Source organism: Imtechella halotolerans, from assembly GCF_028743515.2.
GTDB classification, from domain to species: Bacteria; Bacteroidota; Bacteroidia; order Flavobacteriales; family Flavobacteriaceae; genus Imtechella; species Imtechella halotolerans.
The window spans coordinates 600504-624552 of the sequence record NZ_CP117969.2 but is presented as its reverse complement, the minus strand read 5'-3'; the positions used below and the strand labels follow the sequence as shown (position 1 = coordinate 624552).

Annotated in this window: 21 protein-coding genes; 17 read left to right on the top strand and 4 right to left on the bottom strand. The window is 38.8% G+C overall.

What is annotated here, in order from left to right:
* Positions 1-54 precede the first annotated feature (54 nt).
* The 6 genes from PT603_RS02755 to PT603_RS02730 all read left to right on the top strand — a co-directional run bounded on the left by PT603_RS02755 (position 55) and on the right by PT603_RS02730 (position 7503).
* On the top strand, positions 55-1254 hold the full coding sequence (locus PT603_RS02755; RefSeq protein WP_008238760.1) for an aspartate aminotransferase family protein: 1200 nt from the start codon (positions 55-57) through the stop codon (positions 1252-1254).
* An 86-nt stretch (positions 1255-1340) separates the two neighbouring features.
* Positions 1341-2741 carry a tetratricopeptide repeat protein gene (locus PT603_RS02750; RefSeq protein ID WP_008238758.1) on the top strand — a complete coding sequence of 467 codons (1401 nt, stop codon included), beginning with the start codon at positions 1341-1343 and terminating at the stop codon, positions 2739-2741.
* Positions 2742-2777: 36 nt separating this feature from the next.
* Entirely contained in the window at positions 2778-3698 is a 921-nt protein-coding gene (locus tag PT603_RS02745) for a polyprenyl-phosphate transporter (protein WP_008238757.1), read from the top strand.
* 3 nt (positions 3699-3701) lie between these two features.
* Positions 3702-4715 (top strand): DUF368 domain-containing protein, encoded by a 1014-nt coding sequence (locus PT603_RS02740; RefSeq protein WP_008238755.1) that lies wholly within the window; start codon positions 3702-3704, stop codon positions 4713-4715.
* Positions 4693-5448, top strand: coding sequence for a shikimate dehydrogenase family protein (locus PT603_RS02735; RefSeq protein WP_008238752.1), 756 nt, complete (start codon positions 4693-4695; stop codon positions 5446-5448). Before PT603_RS02740 ends, PT603_RS02735 begins: the two co-directional genes overlap by 23 nt.
* Positions 5449-5565: 117 nt before the next feature.
* On the top strand, positions 5566-7503 hold the full coding sequence (locus PT603_RS02730) for a DUF349 domain-containing protein (RefSeq protein ID WP_008238750.1): 1938 nt from the start codon (positions 5566-5568) through the stop codon (positions 7501-7503).
* A 44-nt stretch (positions 7504-7547) separates the two neighbouring features.
* On the opposite strand, the gene mazG is transcribed toward PT603_RS02730, so the two are convergent.
* Positions 7548-8324 carry a nucleoside triphosphate pyrophosphohydrolase gene (gene mazG / locus PT603_RS02725; RefSeq protein WP_008238747.1) on the bottom strand — a complete coding sequence of 259 codons (777 nt, stop codon included), beginning with the start codon at positions 8322-8324 and terminating at the stop codon, positions 7548-7550.
* Positions 8325-8475: 151 nt separating this feature from the next.
* On the opposite strand from mazG, the gene PT603_RS02720 reads away from it, so the two are divergent.
* Positions 8476-8655 (top strand): DUF1059 domain-containing protein, encoded by a 180-nt coding sequence (locus PT603_RS02720; RefSeq protein ID WP_155805596.1) that lies wholly within the window; start codon positions 8476-8478, stop codon positions 8653-8655.
* Between the two features lie 6 nt (positions 8656-8661).
* Here the strand turns inward: PT603_RS02720 and ytxJ are convergent, their stop codons facing one another.
* A complete protein-coding gene (gene ytxJ, locus PT603_RS02715; protein ID WP_162097718.1) occupies positions 8662-9042 on the bottom strand; it encodes a bacillithiol system redox-active protein YtxJ in 381 nt (126 codons plus the stop codon).
* A 135-nt stretch (positions 9043-9177) separates the two neighbouring features.
* Here ytxJ and clpB point away from each other — a divergent pair, with 135 nt between their 5' ends.
* The 4 genes from clpB to PT603_RS02695 all read left to right on the top strand — a co-directional run bounded on the left by clpB (position 9178) and on the right by PT603_RS02695 (position 13860).
* Entirely contained in the window at positions 9178-11778 is a 2601-nt protein-coding gene (gene clpB, locus PT603_RS02710; protein ID WP_008238742.1) for an ATP-dependent chaperone ClpB, read from the top strand.
* Between the two features lie 140 nt (positions 11779-11918).
* Positions 11919-12581: a deoxyribose-phosphate aldolase gene (gene deoC, locus PT603_RS02705; protein ID WP_008238740.1), complete on the top strand. Its 663-nt coding sequence runs from the start codon at positions 11919-11921 to the stop codon at positions 12579-12581.
* A 40-nt stretch (positions 12582-12621) separates the two neighbouring features.
* Entirely contained in the window at positions 12622-13320 is a 699-nt protein-coding gene (deoD, locus tag PT603_RS02700) for a purine-nucleoside phosphorylase (RefSeq protein WP_008238738.1), read from the top strand.
* 3 nt (positions 13321-13323) lie between these two features.
* On the top strand, positions 13324-13860 hold the full coding sequence (locus PT603_RS02695) for a SixA phosphatase family protein (RefSeq protein WP_008238736.1): 537 nt from the start codon (positions 13324-13326) through the stop codon (positions 13858-13860).
* On the opposite strand, the gene PT603_RS02690 is transcribed toward PT603_RS02695, so the two are convergent.
* The gene (locus tag PT603_RS02690) at positions 13847-14590 is read right to left on the bottom strand and encodes a DUF6503 family protein (RefSeq protein ID WP_008238734.1); all 744 of its coding nucleotides are present in this window, start codon (positions 14588-14590) and stop codon (positions 13847-13849) included. The genes PT603_RS02695 and PT603_RS02690 overlap by 14 nt on opposite strands.
* Before the next feature lie 109 nt (positions 14591-14699).
* Between PT603_RS02690 and smpB the strand changes: the two genes are divergently transcribed.
* From smpB to PT603_RS02670, 4 genes are all read left to right on the top strand, one after another.
* Positions 14700-15158, top strand: a complete 459-nt coding sequence (smpB, locus tag PT603_RS02685) for an SsrA-binding protein SmpB (RefSeq protein ID WP_008238732.1) — start codon at positions 14700-14702, stop codon at positions 15156-15158.
* A gap of 107 nt (positions 15159-15265) precedes the next feature.
* Positions 15266-18388: a glycoside hydrolase family 2 TIM barrel-domain containing protein gene (locus tag PT603_RS02680; protein ID WP_008238731.1), complete on the top strand. Its 3123-nt coding sequence runs from the start codon at positions 15266-15268 to the stop codon at positions 18386-18388.
* Between the two features lie 10 nt (positions 18389-18398).
* Positions 18399-19793 carry an arylsulfatase gene (locus PT603_RS02675; RefSeq protein ID WP_008238730.1) on the top strand — a complete coding sequence of 465 codons (1395 nt, stop codon included), beginning with the start codon at positions 18399-18401 and terminating at the stop codon, positions 19791-19793.
* A gap of 5 nt (positions 19794-19798) precedes the next feature.
* Positions 19799-21334, top strand: a complete 1536-nt coding sequence (locus PT603_RS02670) for a sulfatase family protein (RefSeq protein WP_008238729.1) — start codon at positions 19799-19801, stop codon at positions 21332-21334.
* Positions 21335-21375: 41 nt separating this feature from the next.
* On the opposite strand, the gene PT603_RS02665 is transcribed toward PT603_RS02670, so the two are convergent.
* Positions 21376-22017 (bottom strand): protein-L-isoaspartate(D-aspartate) O-methyltransferase, encoded by a 642-nt coding sequence (locus tag PT603_RS02665; RefSeq protein ID WP_008238728.1) that lies wholly within the window; start codon positions 22015-22017, stop codon positions 21376-21378.
* Between the two features lie 154 nt (positions 22018-22171).
* On the opposite strand from PT603_RS02665, the gene PT603_RS02660 reads away from it, so the two are divergent.
* Complete coding sequence (locus PT603_RS02660) at positions 22172-23131, top strand: Gfo/Idh/MocA family protein (RefSeq protein ID WP_008238727.1); 960 nt, start codon at positions 22172-22174, stop codon at positions 23129-23131.
* A gap of 20 nt (positions 23132-23151) precedes the next feature.
* A complete protein-coding gene (locus tag PT603_RS02655; RefSeq protein WP_008238726.1) occupies positions 23152-24045 on the top strand; it encodes a 3-hydroxyacyl-CoA dehydrogenase family protein in 894 nt (297 codons plus the stop codon).
* Positions 24046-24049 lie beyond the last annotated feature (4 nt).

The following is a 24049-nucleotide window of genomic DNA, read 5'->3' as shown; positions in this document are numbered from 1 at the left end:
CTAGCACATTAAATTAAATTACCATTCATCTTTAACAGTATAATTTCCTGTTTTATGAATCTCAAAAATGACTTTTTACAATACCAGGCCCAAACCTCTCCCTATCCCCTCGCATTAGAAGTATCTCATGCCAAGGGTAGCTATATTTATACCACCGATGGCAAGGCCTATCTTGATTTTGTAGCGGGTGTTTCAGCCTGTACTCTTGGACATAGCCACCCAAAAGTCGTTAAGGCCATCAAAGACCAAGCTGAAAAATACATGCATGTAATGGTGTATGGGGAGTATGTACAAGAGCCGGCTGTTTTACTTTCTAAATTATTGGCCCAACACTTACCCCAGCCTTTAGAAACCACCTATTTGGTAAACTCGGGTACAGAAGCTACCGAAGGAGCCTTAAAACTAGCTAAAAGAGTTACGGGTCGCACACAACTTATTTCTGCTAAGAATGCCTATCATGGGAATACCCAGGGATCTATGAGTGTAATGGGCTATGAGCAACGTAAACAAGCCTATCGTCCCCTACTTCCGGATGTAGATTTTATTGAATTCAATAAGGAAGAAGATATACAAAAAATTACCCATCGCACAGCAGGTGTGATTCTAGAGAGTATTCAGGGTGGCGCAGGTTTTATTGAACCGGCTAATGGCTACCTTTCCAAGGTAAAAAAACGTTGTGAAGAAGTGGGTGCACTGCTAATCATTGATGAAATTCAGCCCGGATTTGGTCGCACCGGAAAGCTATTCGGATTTCAGAACTACGATGTAGTGCCTGACATTCTGGTAATGGGCAAAGGTATGGGTGGCGGAATGCCCATTGGAGCCTTTACCGCTAAAAAGGAATACATGCAACTTCTGACCCACGGACCCAAACTGGGACATATCACCACTTTTGGAGGACATCCCGTAATTGCTGCTGCGGCTCTTGCCACACTACAGGAAGTAACAGAAACCTCCTTAATGGCTCAGGCTCTTGAAAAGGAAGCGCTGTTTAGAAAATACCTGGTACATCCGTTAATTACTGAGGTTAGAGGTAAAGGATTGATGCTAGCTGCCATGACTCCTTCAGAAGAAATAACCAACTTTGTCGTTTTAGAAGCTATGAAGGAAGGGTTAATCCTTTTTTGGTTGCTATTTGAACCTAAAGCCATTCGTATATCTCCTCCCTTGACTCTGAGCGAAGAAGAAATCAAGAAAGGTTGTGAGCTGATCGTTTCTCTTTTACATAAATGGGAGCAGAAAGCTGTTAACTAATTTGTTAATAAGAAACCCCCTGTTTTCCTAGTATCATTGCTTTCAAAACGTAATTTTAATAACAAGAACCTTAAAAAGCATCGCCTATGCCATTTAGTTCACATGAAGATGAAGAGTTCCCTATAGCACGATTTGAATCCATGCTGAAAACCAATGATGTGTATTTCTTCGATGCCACCGAATTTGAAAATATTACACATCATTATTTGGATGAAGGAAAAGTAAGCAAAGCCAAAAAAGCCATACAAATTGGGCTAGGTCAGCATCCCTCGTCTATTGAGTTGAAATTGCTTCAAATAGAAATAATGGTTTTCGAAAACCAGCTGGAAGTAGCCGAAAAATTGCTAGATGAATTATTGGAAATTGAATCTTCAAATGAAGAAATCTATATCCAAAAGGCTAATATTTACTCTAAAAAGGATGAGCATTCACAAGCTATACACCTTTTAAATATTGCGCTTTCTCTTACCGACGATACCACGGATATTCATGCCCTTATCGGCATGGAATATTTATTTATGGACGACTACGCCTCGGCCAAAGTGAATTTTATCAAATGTTTAGAGGAGGAGCCTGAGGACTATGCATCGCTGTATAATGCCATTTACTGCTTTGAATACCTGGAAGAACACGATGAGGCGATAGATTTTCTAAACCAGTACTTAGAATCCAATCCCTACTGCGAGGTAGCATGGCATCAGCTTGGCAAGCAATTCTTTATCAAATCCATGTATAAAGAAGCCTTGGCTAGTTTTGATTTTGCTATCATATCTGATGATCGGTTCATAGGCGCTTATTTTGAAAAGGGAAAAGTTCTCGAAAAACTTAAACGCTATAATGAAGCCATCGAGAATTATGAAATCACCCTGGGGCTGGAAGACCCTACATCCTTTGCCTATCTTCGTATCGGAAAATGTCATGAAAAACTAGGTAATAATGAACTTGCCAAACAGTTTTATTACAAAACCGTTCATGAAGATCCCCTACTCGATAAAGGATGGATAGCGATTACGGACTTCTATTACCGTCAAGAAAATTTTGAAAAAGCACTTTACTATATTAATAAGGCCATACAAATAGATGAAGAAAATGTATTGTATTGGAAACGAAGTGCGGAAATCAACAAACAACTTCAGTTTTTTGAAGAGTCAGATATTGCCTATCAAAAAACAATTGAGTTGGGAAATTACGAGTTGGATACCTGGATTTCATGGACCGATGTGCTTACTCATTTAGGAGAATATGATTCAGCTATTTTAACATTATTACAGGGTCTTGAGTTCTACCCGGAAGAGGCTGTTTTAGAAGTGAGATTAGCGGCATTGTACTACCTGGTTTCTGATGGTGCAAAAGGCAGTTATCACCTGCGTAACGCACTGCGTAACAACCCAAAACAAGCCTATATTTTGGAAAAACATTTCCCCTCGGTGTACAATCGATTAAGTGTTAAGAATATTATAACAGAATTTAAAAACGCATCCGCTTAATTTTAACTATTTTTGTCCAGCAAGAATAGTCATTTTATGCAGAGAAAACTTACAGACTACGCCTTTATTACGTTAAAAGGAATGGCTATGGGAGCCGCCGATGTGGTTCCCGGAGTATCAGGAGGAACTATCGCCTTTATTTCGGGCATCTATGAGGAACTTATCGAGACCATAAACAACGTTAATTTTTCGTTGGTAAAGACCTTGCGAAAGGACGGGATTTCGGCAGCTTGGAAAAAGGCCAATGGTAATTTTCTACTGGCATTACTCTTAGGAGTTTTTATTAGTATTGTATCCCTTGCCAAGGGTATAAAATGGCTACTAGAGAATGAACCAATTCTATTATGGTCGTTCTTTTTCGGGCTGGTGCTAGCTAGTGTTGTTTTTGTAGCCAAAGAAATCAAACAATGGAAACTAAGTTATGTAATTGCTCTTGTTATTGGAGCTGTCGGTGCCTACTACATTACTACACTACCGCCAATGAGCCAATCTGGAAACCTCCTTTTCCTATTCTTGGCTGGTGCCCTAGCTATCTGTGCCATGATACTCCCTGGAATCTCAGGAGCCTTTATTCTAGTACTTCTAGGGGCCTATAAAACCGTTTTAACAGCCGTAGACGAAAAAAACTTCACAATTATTGGCGTGGTAGGGCTTGGTGCTATTTTTGGACTTTTAAGCTTTTCTCGATTACTAAAATGGATGTTTCATCACTATAAATCCATCACACTAGCGGTTCTTACCGGTTTTATCCTAGGATCTTTAAATAAAATCTGGCCTTGGAAAAAAACCCTTAGCTGGTATACTGACTCTCATGGCGAAGCACATCCCTTACTACAAGAAAGTATATCTCCCTTGACTTTTGAAGGGGAATCTCAATTACTTTGGGCTGTTATACTGATGTTTATCGGCTTTTTGACTATATTCTTTTTAGAAAAATTAGCTACAAAATCTGAATAAGCAATGGAAGCGACCCGTACCCTTCAGGATAAAGTATTTTTATTTATCAAAGGATTGGCTATGGGTGCTGCCAATAAAGTACCGGGAGTATCGGGAGGAATTGTTGCTTTTGTCGCTGGATTTTATGAAGAATTCATTTATTCACTCCAAAAAATAAACGCAAAGGCCTTCAAACTGTTAATCAACGGACGATATAAAAGTTTTTACAGATATATCAATGGGCGCTTTTTATCATTACTGCTGGCTGGTATGTTGTTTAGTTACTTTAGTGTCTCTAAATTACTAGACTACTTTATCGCTAAAAAGGAGCTGTTTGTCTGGGCGACTTTTTTCGGAATGATCATTGGCTCAGTCTATTATATTTCCAAGGATTTTAATCATTGGAACAGAAAAACAATTATTGCCTTTATAATTGGGATAGCCGTTGGTATTTCTATTAGTTTTTTAAGTCCTGCCAAAGAAAATAACAATCTTTTCTTTGTGTTTTTCTGTGGAATTATCAGTGTTTCCGGAATGACACTTCCGGGTTTATCCGGTTCATTTATTCTTATTCTACTTGGAAATTATGTGCTGCTACTGGTGGATTCGGTAAATGCCTTATACGATACCATGGCTGAACTTTTTAGAGGAGATTTTGGTTTTATAGAAAATCAAAAACGCATGAATATGCTCGCCATATTAGCTTCATTTACAGCAGGATCAGCCACGGGACTTGTTACATTATCCCATGTACTGTCCTATGTTCTAAAACATTTTAAAAACATAACAACAGCGGTAATTATTGGATTTATATCAGGCTCATTGGGGGTGGTATGGCCATGGAAAAAAACCATATACAGTCAAGATGCCACAGGGGAATTCCTATTGGATTCTAATGGAGAAAAAATCATTGAAAACTATACCCGCTACCTACCTGAGCTACATAATAATGAAACATGGCTTGCGTTAGGTTTTGTTATCTTTGGAATCTTTATTGTTTTAGCACTGGATTGGTATGGACAACGTACACGAAAATAGCACCCATCTTTTTGGACTGGTAGGAAGAAATATATCATACTCTTTTTCAAGAGGATATTTTAGTGATAAATTTCAAAAGTTACAGCTTACAGGGCATCACTACACTAATTTTGATATTCAATCCATTGAAGAGTTCCCTGATGTTATTACACAAAATCCTACATTGATTGGTCTTAATGTAACCATTCCATACAAAGAACTGATCATTCCATTTCTTACCTCCTTGGACCAAACCGCCAAGGCCATTGGAGCTGTCAATACCATCAAAATAACCCCTGAAGGACTCATAGGCTATAACACCGACTACTACGGCTTTATGGCTTCCTTAGAGCCGCACTTACAACCACATCACACCCATGCTTTGATTTTAGGTACAGGTGGCGCCTCCAAGGCAGTTCTTTATGCACTGTTACAACTTGGAATAACACCCACCTTGGTCTCAAGAACCAAAAGCCCCGACACCCTCACCTACGACTGCTTATCTTCCGAGGTCATGGCTCAAAACACGGTGATCATAAATTGCAGCCCAGTGGGCACCTATCCAAACATTACAGATAAGCCGGAACTTCCCTATTCATTTGTGACAACCAAACACTTATTGTATGACCTAATATACAATCCTGAGCAAACTGCTTTTCTTAAGGAAGGGGCTCTTAAAGGAGCTATTACAGTAAATGGAAGTAAAATGCTACAACTACAAGCGGAAAAGGCTTGGGAAATTTGGAATTCATAAGTGTCATTGGTCGATGAACTACCTATTTTCAATGCAATCGACTATTTTTCTTTGCAAATTGCTGACTTGTTAGTATCTTTCATGCGTACAAACGTGAACCCTTAAACATTTTGAATAATGTTGGAAGAAAAAGAAGACAACCTGCGCGAACAGGAAATTGATCAAACCACACAACCTGTAACTGAATCTAATGAGAATACTGAGGCCGTAGTTACTGAAAATGATACAGAAATAACCACTTCGGAAATCGACAGTAACCATACCGCATTGGAAGAAATTGACAATGAGAACGCCGAGGATGCTGAGGATGAAGACAATAAGGAACGACACAGTATTCCATTGCTTGATTACCATTCAATGAACATGGATGCGTTAGTTGATGAACTGGAAAAACTTCTTGAAAAAGAAAAAGTACAGGCCATTAAAACCCATGTGGATGCTATACGTTATGAGTTTGATTTAAAGTATAACGACCTGATTGAGGAAAAGAAAGAAGACTTTCTTGCTGATGGAGGAAATGAAATTGACTTCTACTACCACGTTCCTGAAAAAAGCAAATTCAATGAACTTTATAGTAGCTACAAAGATCGTAGAAATGCGTATTATAAAAAACTAGACCAAACCCTTCATGCGAATTTACAGAAGCGTCTTGAAATTATCGAAGAACTCAAAGGGCTTATTAATGTTGAAGAAGATATCAACATCACCTATAAGCATTTTAAAGAGTTACAAGATCAGTGGAGAGTAGCGGGACCTATCCCTCGTATGCAGTATAATGATGTTTGGCGTACTTATCATCACCATGTAGAGATATTCTATGATTTCTTAGACCTTAATAGGGACCTTCGCGATTTAGATTTCAAACATAATCTTGAGGAAAAACTAAAAATTATAGAGAAAGCGGAAACCCTAGCCAATGAGCTGGATGTAAATAAAGCGTTCAGAGAATTACAGCTACTCCACAAAATTTGGAAAGAAGATATCGGCCCTGTTGATCGTGAGCATCGCGAAGAAATATGGGAACGATTCAGTGCGGCTACAAAAACCATTCATGATCGTCGTCAAGAACATTTCAAAAACCTAGATGTGGTGTATGAAAAAAATCTTGAGGTAAAAACCGACATCATTGAAAAAATTAAAGCCATAGCCAATCAAACGACTACCAGCCATAGTCAATGGCAGAAAAACATCAAGGATATTGAAGACTTGCGTGAGGCATTTTTCAAGGCTGGAAAAGTCCCAACTCGTGTAAACGAAGATACCTGGAAGGTATTTAAGGAAGCTGTTCGTCTGTTTAACAACCGTAAGAATAACTTCTATAAGGAGCTTAAAAAAGAACAGCAGGATAATTTAGACAAAAAACTAGCGCTAGTGGCTACTGCGCAGTCTTTGCAAGACAATACTGACTGGGCTCATTCTACCCCTATTATGAAGCGTATTCAAGAGGAGTGGAAACAAGTAGGCCATGTTCCTAGAAGACATTCTGATAAGGTTTGGAACGACTTTAAAAAGGCTTGCAACCACTATTTCGATCGTCTACATGCTTCTAAAAATGAATCGAACAAAGAGGAAAATCAGGCCTTAGAAGGGAAGAAATCCTTCCTGGATAACCTTAGAGAATTTACGCTTTCCGGAAATCAAGAAGCCGATATTGAAGCGCTAAAAAAATTAGGGGAGGATTGGAAAAGACTAGGACGTGTTCCGTTTAATAAAAGAAACATTGATGCTAAGTTTCATAAAATACTAGATGCGCTGTACAAAAAACTGAATCTGGATAAACAAGAAATCGAGCTGATCAAATACGGTAATAAGCTAGAGAAACTTGCCAATTCAGATAATGAACATTCGATTGATAATGAAATCATCTTTATCCGTCGTAAAATTGACGAAGTAAAGGCTGAGATTCGACAACTTGAAAACAATATGCAGTTTTTTACCAATGTCAGTGATGACAATCCGCTTTTGAAAGAAGTAATTAGCAATATAGATAAGCACAAAGAATCACTGGAAATTTGGAAAGCGAAACTAAAAGAAATTAGAAATCTAAATTCATAGAAAAAGCCTCCCTTGGAGGCTTTTTTGTTGTATATACACTAAGTCTATTGCATTTTTTTAGCTTCCTCCCAAAACACATCCATCTCCGCCAGGGTCATATCCTTTAGCTGTTTATGAGATTCCTGCGCTTTGGATTCCAAATACTGGAATCGTTTAATAAACTTCTTATTAGTTCGCTCTAAGGCATCCTCTGGATTTACCTTTAAAAATCGAGCATAATTAATCATACTAAATAGAACGTCTCCAAACTCGGCCTCAATAGCATCTGTATCTCCTTTAGAAACTTCCTCTTGCAACTCACTTAATTCCTCCTTTACTTTTTCAAAAACCTGTTCTGGCTGTTCCCAATCAAAACCGACTCCGGCCACCTTATCCTGAATACGACTGGCCTTAACCAGCGCTGGAAGACTTTTGGGAACCCCTTCAAGGACACTTTTTTTCCCTTCTTTAAGTTTTAGCTTTTCCCAATTCTTTTTCACCTCCTCCTCGTCTGCTACCACTACATCACCATAAATATGAGGATGCCTATCAATTAATTTATCACAAATAGCATTGGCCACATCGGCGATGTCAAAATCCCCTGTTTCGCTTCCTATTTTAGAATAAAATACGATATGAAGCAATACATCCCCTAGCTCCTTTTTAATTTCCTGAAGATCATTATCCAAAATAGCATCACCCAACTCATAGGTTTCTTCAATGGTAAGATGCCTTAGAGATTGCATCGTCTGTTTTTTATCCCATGGACATTTCGTCCTTAAATCATCCATGATATCTAATAATCGTCCAAAGGCTTGAAGTTGTTGTTCTCGGGTATTCATATAAAATCGTATTACCTTTCAAAGATACAATTTTGATACGGCTCCCTTTGGGAATTAAACCGCTAAGTTTTCAGCCAATTATCAACCTACAGACTTGGGAAGCATTTTTCATTTTTGTATCTTTATGGGAGAAACCAAAAAACCGAATATCATGGGAAAAATGCTCTTATGCCGGGATCTTGGATTTGATTGTGATGGTATCATCCATGCAAAAACCGAAAATGAAATAATCCGTATCGCATCTGAACATGCGGCAGAAATTCATGAAGTCGAGGAACTCACCTCTACCATGATTGCCAAAATTAAATCCGCCATACGTGAGGAAGGTTAGATTCCTTTACCTAGTTGGAATCAAAGCTTGTAAATTGGCTGCCTCTATATCATAATGAGAACTATGAGAAACCACTGTAGCATTTCGTATGGCAAGTAATTGTGGGCTCTCATGCCACACCTCATAACGCTCCGCTAAGGCATTAGAGATGGAGCGATGAGCTAGAATGTCTAAATAGTAAAAGGTTATTCCTTGCAAAGAGTGATCGTATGCACGTTCAAAGCGGTTTAACACACTTCTACTAATTCCACATCTTGTGGAATGTTTAAAAACAACCACCAGAGAAGTCTGACTTTCAAGTTCAAGTTCAGCTATTTGCGCCTCATTCTGTAAAGCTACCCATGGAAAATCACTGCTTTGAGTTGATTTACCAAATAATGAATCCATTAATCCCATTCTATATTCACAAAGACATTTTGACAGTAAAACCTTCTAGAAATACGCCATATTGACTGCATTTCACACTTGGAACAACTATTGTCCATAGGAAATCAAAATTAAACTTTTGAAAAGAATAAGACCATGAATTTTAACAATTTTACCATAAAATCTCAGGAAGCCATACAACGTGCCCAGCAATTGGCACAAAGCTATGGGCATCAACAAATAGAAAACGAACACTTGTTTCAGGGAATACTTGAAGTAGACGAAAATGTCCTTCCATTTCTACTTAAAAAGAATCAAGTCAATGTTTCACTGCTAAAGCAGGTTTTAGAAAAAACATTGGAGAATTTTCCGAAGGTAAGCGGTGGTGACATTATGCTTTCTCGTGAAAGTAGCAGTTCACTAAACGAAGCATTGGCCATTGCCAAAAAAATGAATGATGAATTTGTATCTATTGAACACCTCATCATTGCAATTTTCAAATCCAAAAGTAAAATCTCTCAAATATTAAAAGATCAAGGAGTCACCGAAAAAGGATTACAAGAAAGCATTAAGGAACTTCGAAAAGGAGATAGAGTAACTTCTGCTTCGGCTGAAGAGACTTACAATTCATTAAACAAATACGCTAAAAATTTAAATCAATTAGCCAATGATGGAAAATTAGATCCTGTAATAGGACGCGATGAAGAAATTCGTCGTGTATTACAAATTCTTTCTAGACGAACAAAAAACAACCCAATGCTCGTTGGTGAGCCTGGTGTGGGTAAGACTGCTATTGCAGAAGGTTTGGCCCACCGTATTATTCAAGGAGACGTCCCAGAGAATCTAAAAGATAAAGTGATCTATTCTTTAGATATGGGTGCGTTAATTGCCGGTGCCAAATACAAAGGAGAGTTTGAAGAGCGTTTAAAAGCAGTGGTAAAAGAAGTTACAGCCTCTGATGGAAATATCGTCATGTTTATAGATGAGATTCATACCTTGGTTGGTGCAGGTGGCGGTGAAGGAGCAATGGATGCGGCAAACATCTTGAAACCTGCCTTGGCTAGAGGTGAACTCCGAGCCATTGGTGCTACTACACTGGATGAATACCAGAAATATTTTGAAAAAGATAAGGCCTTAGAGCGTCGTTTCCAAAAAGTAATGGTAGAAGAACCAGATACTGAAAGTGCGATTTCCATCCTTCGAGGTATCAAGGAAAAATATGAAACCCACCACAAAGTCCGAATTAAAGACGATGCCATTATAGCAGCAGTTGAACTATCTCAGCGCTATATCACCAACCGTTTTCTTCCCGACAAGGCAATTGACCTTATGGATGAGGCGGCGGCAAAACTTCGTATGGAAATAAACTCCAAACCAGAAGAATTGGATGTGCTCGATCGCAAAATAATGCAATTGGAGATAGAAATTGAGGCTATTAAAAGAGAACAAGATGAACTAAAATTAAAAAGCCTTAATGCCGATTTAGCCAATCTAAAAGAGGAACGGAATGAGATTTTTGCTAAATGGGAAAGTGAAAAATCGGTTGTGGATGAAGTACAGGCGACTAAGGAAGCAATCGAACACTACAGATTAGAAGCAGAACGTGCAGAACGTGAAGGCAACTATGGTAAAGTAGCAGAATTACGCTATGGAAAAATAAAGGAGGCACAAGATAAACTGGATGTACTTCAGAAACAATTGAGTGAAACCAAGGAAGATTCACTCATTAAAGAAGAAGTAACCCATGATGATATTGCTGAAGTAGTGGCTAAATGGACTGGTATCCCTGTGACCAAAATGCTTCAAAGTGAACGGGAAAAACTTTTAAAACTAGAAGATGAACTTCACAAGCGAGTGGTTGGTCAGGAAGAAGCTATCCAGGCTGTTTCTGATGCCATTCGAAGAAGTCGAGCAGGTCTTCAGGATGCCAAGCGACCTGTAGGTTCCTTCCTATTTCTTGGAACCACTGGTGTTGGTAAGACAGAATTAGCCAAAGCATTGGCGGAGTACCTGTTTGATGATGAAAATGCCATGACACGTCTTGACATGAGTGAATACCAGGAACGTCATGCCGTGAGCAGATTGGTAGGTGCACCTCCGGGATATGTGGGCTATGATGAAGGAGGACAACTTACAGAAGCTGTGAGAAGACGTCCTTATTCGGTAATCCTTTTAGATGAAATCGAGAAAGCACATCCCGACACCTTCAATATATTGCTCCAAGTTCTAGATGAAGGTCGACTTACGGACAACAAAGGAAGGGTGGCAGATTTTAAGAATACGATTATAATTATGACTTCCAATATGGGTAGTCATCTTATACAGGAAGCCTTTGATACCTTCCCTAAAAGTGTTGAGAGTGCAATAGAAAGAGCAAAAATAGATGTACTGGGCTTATTAAAACAGACCGTACGTCCTGAGTTTCTTAATCGTATTGATGATATTGTAATGTTCACCCCTCTTACAGAAAAGCACATTCGTGATATTGTTCGTCTGCAGTTAAAAAGTGTATCCAAAATGTTAGCTCAGCAACATATTACACTCGATGCTACCGAAGAGGCAATTGATTATTTAGCACAGCGAGGTTATGACATTCAATTTGGTGCGCGTCCTGTAAAACGAACCATCCAAAAAGAGGTACTGAACGCATTATCCAAAGAGATCTTAAAAGGGGCTATTCACACAGAAAGCATCATCCTTTTGGATGCCTTTGACCAAGAGCTTGTATTCAGAAATGAAACACCTCAAACGGTTTAACTCTTTTTGTTTAAAATAATTGACAGGCTACCTTTATAGGTAGTCTGTTTTTTTTATACTAAAAAAAGATATTTATTAACAAATACAGGTATTCCATAGGTTTCTTTGTACCTTAGTAATTCTTATTTAAAACAAAAAGAATGCAACTTAATTCCTTTATTGACCACACCTTATTAAAACCAACTGCCACTGAAGCCGATATTGAACAACTCTGTAGAGAAGCTATAGATTACAACTTCTTTTCGGTTTGTGTAAACAGTAGTTATATCTGTCTGGCCAATAGATTCTTAAAAGAAAGCGATGTACAAATATGTAGTGTGGTAGGATTTCCTCTTGGCGCTATGAGCTCAAGAGCTAAAATCTATGAAACAGAGCGTGCCATGACAGATGGTGCCAATGAGATTGACATGGTTCTTAACCTAGGATTTCTCAAATCTGGAAGACACAACGATGTTCTTCAAGAAATTGCATTCATCAAAAACACAATTGGGAACAATGTACTAAAAGTGATTCTAGAAACCTGTTATCTGACGGATAGTGAAAAAGAATTGGCCTGTAAGCTAGCTGTGGAAGCCGGAGCTGATTTTGTAAAAACCTCTACTGGATTTGGTACCGGTGGAGCTACAGAGGCAGATATTCTGCTTATGCAACATGCCGTTAAAGGGGAAGCTAAATTAAAGGCGTCTGGAGGGATACGCGATGCAGAAACAGCCATGAAATTCATTGATTTGGGAGTGCATCGACTTGGAACGTCCAGTGGCATTGCCATTGTCAATGGCATGCAAAGTAATGCAGAATACTAATCCTCCCATTTCTTTTAAATCGACAAAAACATAAAAACTTATGAGTATACATATTGAAGCCAAATTGGGCGAAATTGCTGAAACTGTTTTACTTCCCGGCGATCCACTACGAGCCAAATGGATCGCTGAAAAATTTCTAGAGAACCCGGTACAATACAATGATGTTCGGGGAATGCTAGGATTCACAGGTATGTATAAGGGTAAACGTGTTTCTGTTCAAGGTTCCGGTATGGGGGTTCCTTCCATCAGTATATATGCCCATGAACTTATCAATTCCTATCAGGTAAAAAAACTTATACGAGTAGGAAGTGCTGGTTCCTACCAAGAAAGTGTCAAAATAAGAGATATCGTTTTGGCCATGTCTGCCTGTACAAACAGTAGCATCAATAAACCTACCTTTAACCAAGAAGATTATGCCCCAACAGCACATTTTGAGCTGTTCATGAATGCCGTGGATGTCGCAAGAAAAAAGAATATTCCTATTAAAGCAGGTACCATTCTTACCAGTGATGTTTTTTATCATGACAGCCCTGAATACTATAAAAAATGGGCCGAGTACGGGGTATTATGTGTTGAAATGGAAACTGCAGCACTGTATACCTTAGCTGCCAAATACAAGGTCGCTGCCCTTTCTATTTTAACCATCTCTGATAGTTTAGTCACTCACCAGGCGACCACTTCGGAGGAGCGGGAAACTTCATTTAGTGAAATGATAGAAATAGCCTTAGAAATAGCATAGCCAATGAAAATTCGTTTATTAGTTACCGCAGTATTGACGATATTCTTAATAGGATGTCAAGAAAAAACAACCACAAAAGTCACGCCTGAGATGACTAAGAAGGACCCGGTTATCACTACCTACTACTTAGTCAGACATGCAGAGAAAGATCGCAGCAATCCAGCGGATAAAAATCCTCCTCTTACCCAAGAAGGACTCCTAAGAGCAGCATCGTATGCCACTATTTTAAAGGACATCCCTATGGACGCTGTGTATGCCACGAATTACTTGCGCACTCAACAAACGGCCCAACCCGTAGCCTCAATGAGTAATCTTGAAATCACTACCTACGAACCGGTACCTGAGATAACCTTCTTTAAAGATCAGACCAAGGGTCAAAAGGTATTTGTTGTTGGACACAGCAATACCATTCCTAAACTGGTCAACGCGCTGATAGGAAAAAATCAATTCTCAGATATTAATGATACCGTTAATGGAAACTTATATATAGTGACTTTGGTGGACGACATCCCCACAGTTAGCCTTCTTAGTCTGGAGTAATTTGTACAGTTACTTCTTCTAACCTAATATCTGACAACCATTCAAGTTGTCCACTTGCATAAGCCTCGTCAAGTAATTCTATCTTAATTGCCTTACGAGGTTTATAATTTTTATAATCTGCAAAGCGAATTCCAGAAATGAAGCGCGGGTTAACAGCTTCTCTAAACCGCATACCTCCTCCATCTACGTGGAATTCATACGCCAAATAGTCCATAGTGAACTTCTGCTTATGAAACCAATAGATAAATACGTCTTCATAATCATTACCTCCTCCTTCTTGTGCAAAAGTTACCCTGACCTTATAATAAGGCTCTCCTTTAAGAACCACCTCTCCCAACAACTCCTTTTGAACCGCCTTATCATTTAAACCTTGTGGGAGATAGGCAAAATAATGTACCGAGTTAACCGAATTATAATATTTCAAGGCCACGGAGTCCAAGAGAGATTGCCTTTCTTGATCAATAAACCGAGTAAATTTTCCATTGCGTATCCTATCATTAACCTGTAAAGAGTCCTTTATAAAGCTACGGGTCAATTCATATCCGAAAGCACCTCTCTCAGAAGTATACTGATAGTCTCTAAAGGTAAAAGCAATTTCACTATTCAAAAATTGTTCACCTCCAGCCACCTCTATAGCTTTATCTACAATATATTGAGATGAAATTTCTTTTTCAGAGGTACAGGATAAAAAAAGAACCATACCAATAATCAAATACAAACTCTTTGACATACCTACATTTTTTGCTAAAGTCGGAAAAAAAAAGAAACCCGTCAAACTCTTAGAGAACTGTAGGGGGTATGTATTGTCTATTAAAGAATAGTTAGTACTTTTGCTCTCCATGCAAAAAAATGTCAACATACAAAACAAACGTGCTCGCTTTGAGTATGAGATTCTTGAAAAATATGTAGCCGGTATAGTACTATCGGGCACTGAAATCAAATCCATACGCCTTAGCAAGGCTTCTATTGCTGAAAGTTTTTGTGAATTCAACAAAGATGGTGAACTCTTTGTAATCAATATGACCGTTGAAGAATATGCATGGGGAACCCACTACAACCACAAACCTAAGAGTGAACGTAAGTTGTTACTTCAAAAAAGAGAGCTTCGTAAACTTCATAAAGAAGTAAAGAACTCCGGACTCACCATAGTTCCATTACGTCTTTTTCTTAACGATAGAGGACTTGCTAAAATGGAAATAGCTCTGGTACGCGGTAAAAAGATGTACGATAAACGTGAAACTATTAAAGACAGGGACAACAAGCGTACCCTTGATCGTATTAAGAAAGTTTTCAAATAATTTTTCTGAAATTTGAGTATTTAAAAAATCAACTGGTAGGTACCAGTATGCTTTTTTAGAAAAGAATATATAAGTTTGTAAGAGAACAATCGAAAGTATTCAAAATTATGAGAATTTCATTTTACAGTATTTTTATGCTGTTTTGGTGCTTATCTACTATGGCACAAGCACCCCAAGCAGACCCTATTTTTGAAAATCCGTCGGTCCAAGAAGAGAACCGACTTCCTATGCGTGCGACCTACTTTGCATTCGAAAGTAGTACTTTAGCACAACAAGGTAATAAAGAAGCTTCATCACGTTTCTTAAATCTAAATGGCACCTGGAAATTCCACTGGGTGAATCATTATGACAAACTTCCTTCTAATTTTGAAAAAACAGATTTCAATGATCGCTCTTGGGATAATTTCTCAGTTCCTGCCAATTGGGAATTCAATGGCTATGGTACCCCAATTTATGTGAATCACCCTTTTGAATTTGCCGTTAAAAATCCTACTCCTCCTATCATTCCTCGTGGACAGGACCAACCGGCAGGGGTATACAGAAAAACTTTTGAACTTCCTGCTCAGTGGGATGGGCAACAAGTATTTTTACATCTTGGTGCTGTAAAATCAGCTTTTAGACTTTATGTAAATGGTACCTATGTTGGATTAGGAAAGGATAGTAAACTTGAATCAGAGTTTGAACTTACTCCCTACCTTCACAAAGGAAACAATTTAATCGCACTTGAAGTTCGTCGCTGGAACGATGGTAGTTATTTAGAGGCGCAAGATTTTTGGCGTATCAGTGGTATTCAACGTAATGTCTACCTATATGCACGTCCAAAAGTTCACTTTTACGATCTTACTGTAAAATCTCCTCTTAACGAAACCTACCAAAACGGTCTTCTAGAAGCACAAGTTGAACTATGGAATCGCACGGATGCAGATCAAGGTGATCACACCGTTAAAGCTAGCTTACTTGATGCCAATGGTAATATCCTATATACCCATACACAAAAGGCCATAGGACTTAAGCGTGTTGGTGGAAAGACATTACTTCAATTTGCTACTGAAATAGAAAACGTACATTCTTGGAGTGCTGAAACTCCTTATTTGTACACCCTTGAACTTAGCTTACTTTCTCCTGAGGGTAAAGCCATGGAGGTAATTCATCAAAATGTAGGTTTTAGAACCTTAGAAATTAAAAATGCACAGTTCTTAGTGAATGGAAAGCCTGTATTATTCAAAGGGGTTAACAGACACGAATCACATCCTGAGACCCATCATGTGACCACCAAAGAACAGATGGAAACAGATGTTCGTATCATGAAAGAACTAAACATGAATGCTGTTAGGCTATCACACTACCCTAATGATCCATACTGGTATGAACTATGTGATAAATATGGTTTTTATGTAATTGATGAAGCCAATATAGAATCACACGGTATGTATTACAATCCTGAGCGTACATTGGGTAACGATCCAGCTTGGGAATATGCACATCACATTCGTATCGAGCGTATGGTGCAAAGAGATAAAAACCACCCTTCTGTTATTGCATGGAGTTTAGGAAATGAAGCTGGAAACGGTTGGAATTTCTACAAAGCCTATAATTGGCTAAAAGGTTTTGATTCGTCTCGCCCTGTTCAATACGAGCGTTCGACAACGGAGTGGAATACAGATATTATTGTTCCTCAATACCCACATCCAAAGAGCATGGAGCGTTACGCTTTAAGCAATCCAAAGCGCCCTTATATTATGAGCGAATATGCACATGCCATGGGTAATAGCCTTGGGAACTTTAAAGAATATTGGGAGCTTATCCGAAAATATCCATCCCTTCAAGGAGGTTACATCTGGGATTGGGTAGACCAAGGTATTTACAAGGTGGTTGACGGTAAAAAAATCCTAGGATATGGTGGTGATTGGGGTGATGAAAACACACCAAGTGATAACAACTTCTTATTAAATGGTGTGATTGCCGCAGATCGTACCTGGAATCCTCACGCCTATGAGGTGCGCAAAGTATATCAAGAAGTGCAATTCAGTTTTAATAAAGAGCGTAATGAATTGACTCTTTTCAATGAGCATTTCTTTAAAGACCTTTCTAACTATAATTTTGAGGCTCGTTTGCTTAAAAACGGAAAAGTTGTTCAAACAGGAAAACTTGGAACTTTTGCCATAGGACCAAGACAACAAATCACGGTTACCCTTCCTTTTGAGCTACCCACTGCCACAGATGCTGAGTACCGTCTACATGTTACAGGAAAAACCTTGAATAAAGATGGCTTTTTAGCGGCAGCAACTCTTTTGGCCGAAGAAGAATTTGCTATTACTCCTGCTGTATCCGCAGCATTCCAAGCTACTGCTTCCTCAGTAAGTGTAAATGAAAATGATGAACTACTTACCCTTGGAGGAAAACAATTTAGCATTCAGTTTGACAAGAAGACTGGTCAGTTCAAAAATTACAACTATAAAAAACAGTTGTTAATATCAGAAGGCCCTTCCCTATCACTTTTCAGACCTTTAACTGATAATGATTTCGGAGCTGGACTAAACAGAAAACTAGACTACCTTAAAAATCCAAACCACAGTCTACGTAGCTTTACGCATCAAAAACAACAGGACGGAACCTATAAAGTAGTGAGCACCTATGATGTTCTTAATGGTGATGCCACTTTTACCCAGACAATTACCATTTCAGGTAACGGTGAACTTCATATAGACAATGCGTTTAAAGTAATAAATGCTAAGCATGAAATGTTAATGAAGTTTGGAAATAACCTGGTACTTCCTAACCAACTTGATTATATGCAATGGTACGGGCGTGGACCTTGGGAAAGCTATGAAGATCGTAAATCTAGTGCCATGGTTGGCATCTACGAAGGTTTGGTTAAAGACCAATATCACCCGTATGTGCGTCCACAAGAGTCAGGTAATAAAACAGACGTTCGTTGGGCAACCTTTAGCAATGCTAAAAAGACAAAAGGAATTAAAGTTCGTTTTGAAAACACCTTGTTAAGCGTAGGAGCACTGCCTTACACTTGGGATCAACTATACCCATCATCAGAAAAACGTCAAGAAAACTCAGGATTGTTAAAGGCGGATGGAAATACCTATGTGCATATCGATCACAAACAAATGGGTGTTGCTGGAATAGATAGCTGGTATTCATTACCACTTGAGGAATATAGAGTACCTTTCCAAGATTACCAATACAGTTATATTATTTCACCTTTACAACCCTAATATTTAATAAATGAAGTTCCTTTTTCAACTTTTTCTGATGCTGTTTTGTGTTTTAGGTAGTGCTCAGCAAACACCTAAACAACCTAACATAATTTTCATCCTTGCCGATGATTTAGGAATAGGTGACATCGGTGTATATGGGCAATCTATCATCCAGACACCCCATATTGACAGATTAGCTGAAGAAGGAATGAAATTCAATAACTTCTATGCAGGAAGTACTGTATGTGCCCCTTCCCGTGCTGCCTTACTAACCGGGCAGCACACGGGGCATACACAAGTCAGAGGAAATGGTGAATTTCCATTAGATCCTGCAAAAAAGATTATCCCGGAAGTACTTAAAAATGCAGGTTATACCAATGCCATTTTTGGAAAATGGGGAATGGGTCTCAACGGTTCTGGAAGTACACCCGACAAGAGAGGGTTTGATGTCTTTGCAGGTCATATCCATCATGTCAGTGCTCATTATCAAAAGCCTGATTCCATTGATGCTATTGTTCATGGAGATTTAAAACGCATTGGTCTTCCTAAAGATACCTATGTGAATGAATACTTTACTGAACAAGCGTTACAATTCATCAACAACCAGCCAAAGGACAAGCCTTTCTTTCTATTTATGTCCTATACCATTCCACATGCAGAATTGGTAGTACCTCCAAAATACTTACAGAAACATTTACTGAGTGCAGAACAAAGTAAACATGATTCTGAAAAAGAATGGCCAGCTGGCAGACATTATGGTCCTCAACCCTTTCCAAAAGCTGCCTATGCGGCTCTTGTTGAAAGTTTAGATGATTATACAGGTCAAATTCTTGCTGCTTTAAAAGCAAAGGGAATTGATGAAAATACCATTGTAATATTTACAAGTGACAATGGAACCCATACCGAGGGAGGCCGTACCCAAGAAGATGTAGATTACTTTGGCAGTAGTGCCCATTACCAAGGAGTAAAAAGAGATTTATATACAGGTGGTATTAAAGAACCTTTTCTTATTAGATGGCCTGGAACTATCCCTGCCCGCACCCAATCTAATCACGTAAGTGCATTTTGGGATCTTTATCCAACCTTTGCGGAGCTAGCCCAGGTAACACTCAAGGAATCACTTGACGGAATCTCGATAGTACCTACCCTTACTGATAAAGGAAAACAAGACAAGCACCCTTATTTATATTGGGAATTTCACGAATTTGGAGGTAAACAAGCACTCCTAAAAGGAGATTGGAAGATTATCCGCCTAGACGTGCATAAAAACAGATATGCTCCAGTTGCCTTGTACAATCTTAAGGAGGATCCAAGTGAGAAGAACGATGTATCCAAAAAATATCCACGTAAGACCAAACGCCTTACGGAGTTAATGGATAGTGTTCGTACTGAAAATGAAAACTTTAACTTTAAAAGACAGTAGATTTTATGATAAAGCGCTTTTACGGAATTTTCGGTCTATTGCTACTTCTCTCTTGTGGTAACAATTCAACGAAACCAACCGCCGAAAAAGAACCGCTGCCCAATATTATCATCATCTATACAGACGACCTAGGATATGGAGACCTAGGTGTATATGGTGGAAAAATCCCTACACCAAATATTGACAAATTAGCCAAGGAAGGTCTTATTCATACCAATGCTTATGCCACCTCGGCCACCTGCACCCCTTCCAGATATTCCATGCTAACTGGTGAGTATGCCTGGAGACAAAAAGGAAGAGGAGTAGCTCAAGGAAATGCTTCAAGTATAATACAGCCTGGCACCCAAACCCTACCCTCCATCCTACAGAAGGCAGGATATCAAACTGCTGTCATTGGAAAATGGCATTTGGGTTTAGGAGGTGAACAAGGGCCTGATTGGAATGGAAAAATTACTCCAGGACCTTTAGAAATTGGATTTAATTACTCTTTCTTAATTCCGGCTACAGGAGATAGGGTTCCGTGTGTATTTGTAGAAAATCATCATGTGGTTGATTTAGACCCTACCGATCCTATAACCGTAAATTACTCTAAAAAAATAGGCGACTGGCCTACTGGAAAGGAAAACCCTGAACTTTTAACCACTCCTTACTCCCATGGTCATGATATGACTATAGTAAATGGTGTGAGCCGAATAGGGTATATGACTGGAGGAAAAAAGGCCTTATGGAGGGATGAAGATTTTGCGGATGTACTGCTTGAGAAATCACAGCACTTTATTTCGAAAAACAAAAACAATCCCTTTTTTCTCTACTTTTCCACCCACGATATCCATGTTCCTAGGATTGCACATGAACGTTTTCAAGGTGCTACCGACTTTGGACCTCGAGGTGATGTTATTGTTCAGTTGGATTGGACCGTAGGGGCACTTGTTTCTCATTTACAAGCATTAAATTTAGACAAGAATACCCTGATTATCTTTACAAGTGATAATGGTCCTGTTTTGGATGATGGATATGTAGATTATTCGAAAGAAAGAATCTCCAACCACTCACCTTCTGCTGGGTTACGAGGAGGAAAATATAGTGCCTTTGAAGCGGGAACTAAAGTCCCAACTATCGTTCGTTGGCCAGGTAAGATTCCCTCAGGAATAACCTCTGATGTCTTAGTTAGTCAGATAGACTTTTTAGCCTCTTTTGCCGCATATACCGGGCAATCCATCCATAAAGGACAGGCTATTGATTCCGAAAATCACTGGAACACACTCATAGGTGGACAAGATCAAGCACGCCAAGGCATGGTTCAAGAAGCTATAAGCAATGTTCTGTCCTATATCAGTAGTGATGGTTACAAATACATCCCTCCAAGTAAAGGTGCTAAAATGGTACCATGGGGGCCAACCATTGAGACTGGATTTTCAGAAATTGAACAACTCTATGACTTGAAAAACGACCCTTACGAAACTAAAAATATAGCATCAAAGCACCCAGATATTGTCCAGAAATTAAGAAATACACTAAACCAGATTAAACAACAACACTAAAAAAAAACGCCTTGTAATTTACAAGGCGTTTTTGATCCTATTTAGTTTTTATCTTCCAATAAAGGCACAAATCTGAATTCTCCAAATTCGGTCTTCTTAAACTCCTTCTCTGAAACACGTTCATAAAGTGTCATTACTTGAACCTGATCTCCCACCGGGATCACAAGTCGTCCTCCAACTTTTAATTGCGCCAATAAAGCTTTAGGTACCATGGGAGCCCCTGCCGTAACAATTATCTTATCAAAAGGTGCTTCTTCAGGCATCCCCTTATAGCCATCTCCAAAAATAAGTTTTTTGGCCCTGTACCCTAATTTAGGTAAAAACAGACTCGTTCTTTTAAAGAGCTCCAACTGACGTTCAATGGAAAACACCCTAGCACCCAAAAGAATAAGTACGGCCGTTTGATAGCCGCTTCCAGTCCCTATTTCCAATATCTTATCCCCTGGGGATACTTGTAATAACTCCGATTGGAACGCTACCGTATAAGGTTGGGAAATGGTTTGGCCGGCCGCAATTGGAAAGGCTTTATCTTGATAGGCATGATCTTCAAAACTACTATCCATAAACAAATGTCTAGGGATGCTACGAATAGCTTCTAAGACTTTTTTATCAGAAATTCCTTTGGCTGCAACTATATCAGCCAACTGATTACGCATTCCTTTATGCTTAAATGTATCTTTCAAGATTGACAGGCTTTACCGGGCTAAATTACGGAAGTTTTTTGGGTTTCGAAAAACCGAAACTCTTAGAAAAAATAAGGTAAAAGAGGTATTTTATTGATTATATGTTAGTCTCATATCTTTGAATAGTCTTATTTTTGTGAAAAACTATATGTCTATGCTTAAAGCCGGAGTCCTTGGTGCAGGTCACCTTGGTAAAATTCATTTACGTTTACTAAATCAATCTTCTAAATATGAACTTGTAGGGTTTTATGATCCTGATACCGAAAACGCACGTAAAGTTGCCCAGGAATTTGGATATACCTACTTCCCTAATATGGATGATTTAATTGATGCCGTGGATGTAGTAGATATAGTCACTCCCACCCTTTCTCATTTTGACTGTGCTGAAAAAGCCATACGAAAAGGAAAACATATCTTCATAGAAAAACCAATTTCCAACACAGTAGAAGAAGCACAGGCCTTAATTGAATTGGCTGCTTCTTATAATGTAAAAGGACAAGTAGGACATGTGGAAAGGTTTAACCCTGCCTTTTTAGCGGTTAAAGATAGTATTCATAACCCCATGTTTATTGAAGCACATCGATTAGCAGAATTTAACCCAAGAGGTACCGATGTTCCTGTTGTTCTGGACCTTATGATTCACGATATAGACGCGGTGCTAAGTGTAGTACATTCTCCTGTGAAAAACATAACCGCCAGCGGAGTGTCTGTCATCAGTCAATCACCAGATATTGCCAATGCACGTATTGAATTTGAGAATGGCTGTGTAGCTAATTTAACCGCTAGTCGTATCTCCCTGAAAAACATGCGTAAATCAAGATTTTTTCAACGTGATGCCTATATATCAGTGGACTTCCTTGAGAAGAAAGTCGAAGTTGTAAAAATGAAAGATGCCCCTGAAATTGCGGGTGATTACGATATGATTTTACAAAATGCGGAAGGTGAAAAAAAACAGATCTACTTTGAAAATCCAGATATTGCCGCCAACAATGCTATTTTGGATGAATTAGAAACATTCGCTGAGGCTATTGTAAATAACACCACCCCTGTGGTTACTCTTGAGCAGGGAACTAATGCACTGAGAGTGGCCAAACAAATTATTGATTCATTTTAACCATAAAACGTTTATAAACTATGAAAAACATAGCTGTAATAGGAGCTGGAACTATGGGTAATGGTATTGCACATACATTTGCCCAATTCGGATGTAAAGTACAACTTATCGACGTCTCTGAAAATGCGCTTGAAAAAGGGATGGCTACTATAGCAAAAAACCTTGATCGTATGGTTGATAAAGGCAGTATATCAGCAGAAAATAAAGCGGAAACTTTAGCAAACATTACCACTTTTACCGATTTAAAAGAAGGCGTTAAAAATGTAGGATTGGTGGTAGAAGCTGCCACAGAAAATGTAGATTTAAAACTTCACATATTTAAACAATTAGATGCCCTTTGTGAGCCGGATACTATTCTTGCCAGCAATACGTCTTCTATTTCAATAACTCAAATTGCCGCTGTCACTTCTCGACCTACTAAAGTAATAGGAATGCATTTTATGAATCCTGTGCCAATTATGAAGCTCGTAGAAATCATCAGAGGGTATAATACCAGCGATGAAGTTACCCAAACCATCATGGATTTATCCAAACAGTTACATAAAGTTCCTGTTGAAGTAAACGACTATCCGGGCTTTGTTGCTAACCGTATCCTTATGCCTATGATTAATGAAAGCATCGAAACCTTGTATAATGGGGTTGCCGGTGTAACGGAAATTGACACGGTAATGAAACTGGGAATGGCTCACCCTATGGGTCCTTTACAACTTGCGGACTTTATTGGCCTTGACGTATGTCTTTCCATTTTAAATGTGATGTATGATGGATTTAAAAATCCTAAATATGCCCCTTGCCCTTTACTGGTAAACATGGTTATGGCTGGTAAATTAGGCGTGAAATCAGGAGAAGGTTTTTACGATTACAGCGAAAGCAGAAAAGCTGAAAAGGTAGCTCATATGTTTTCTAGTAAATAATACT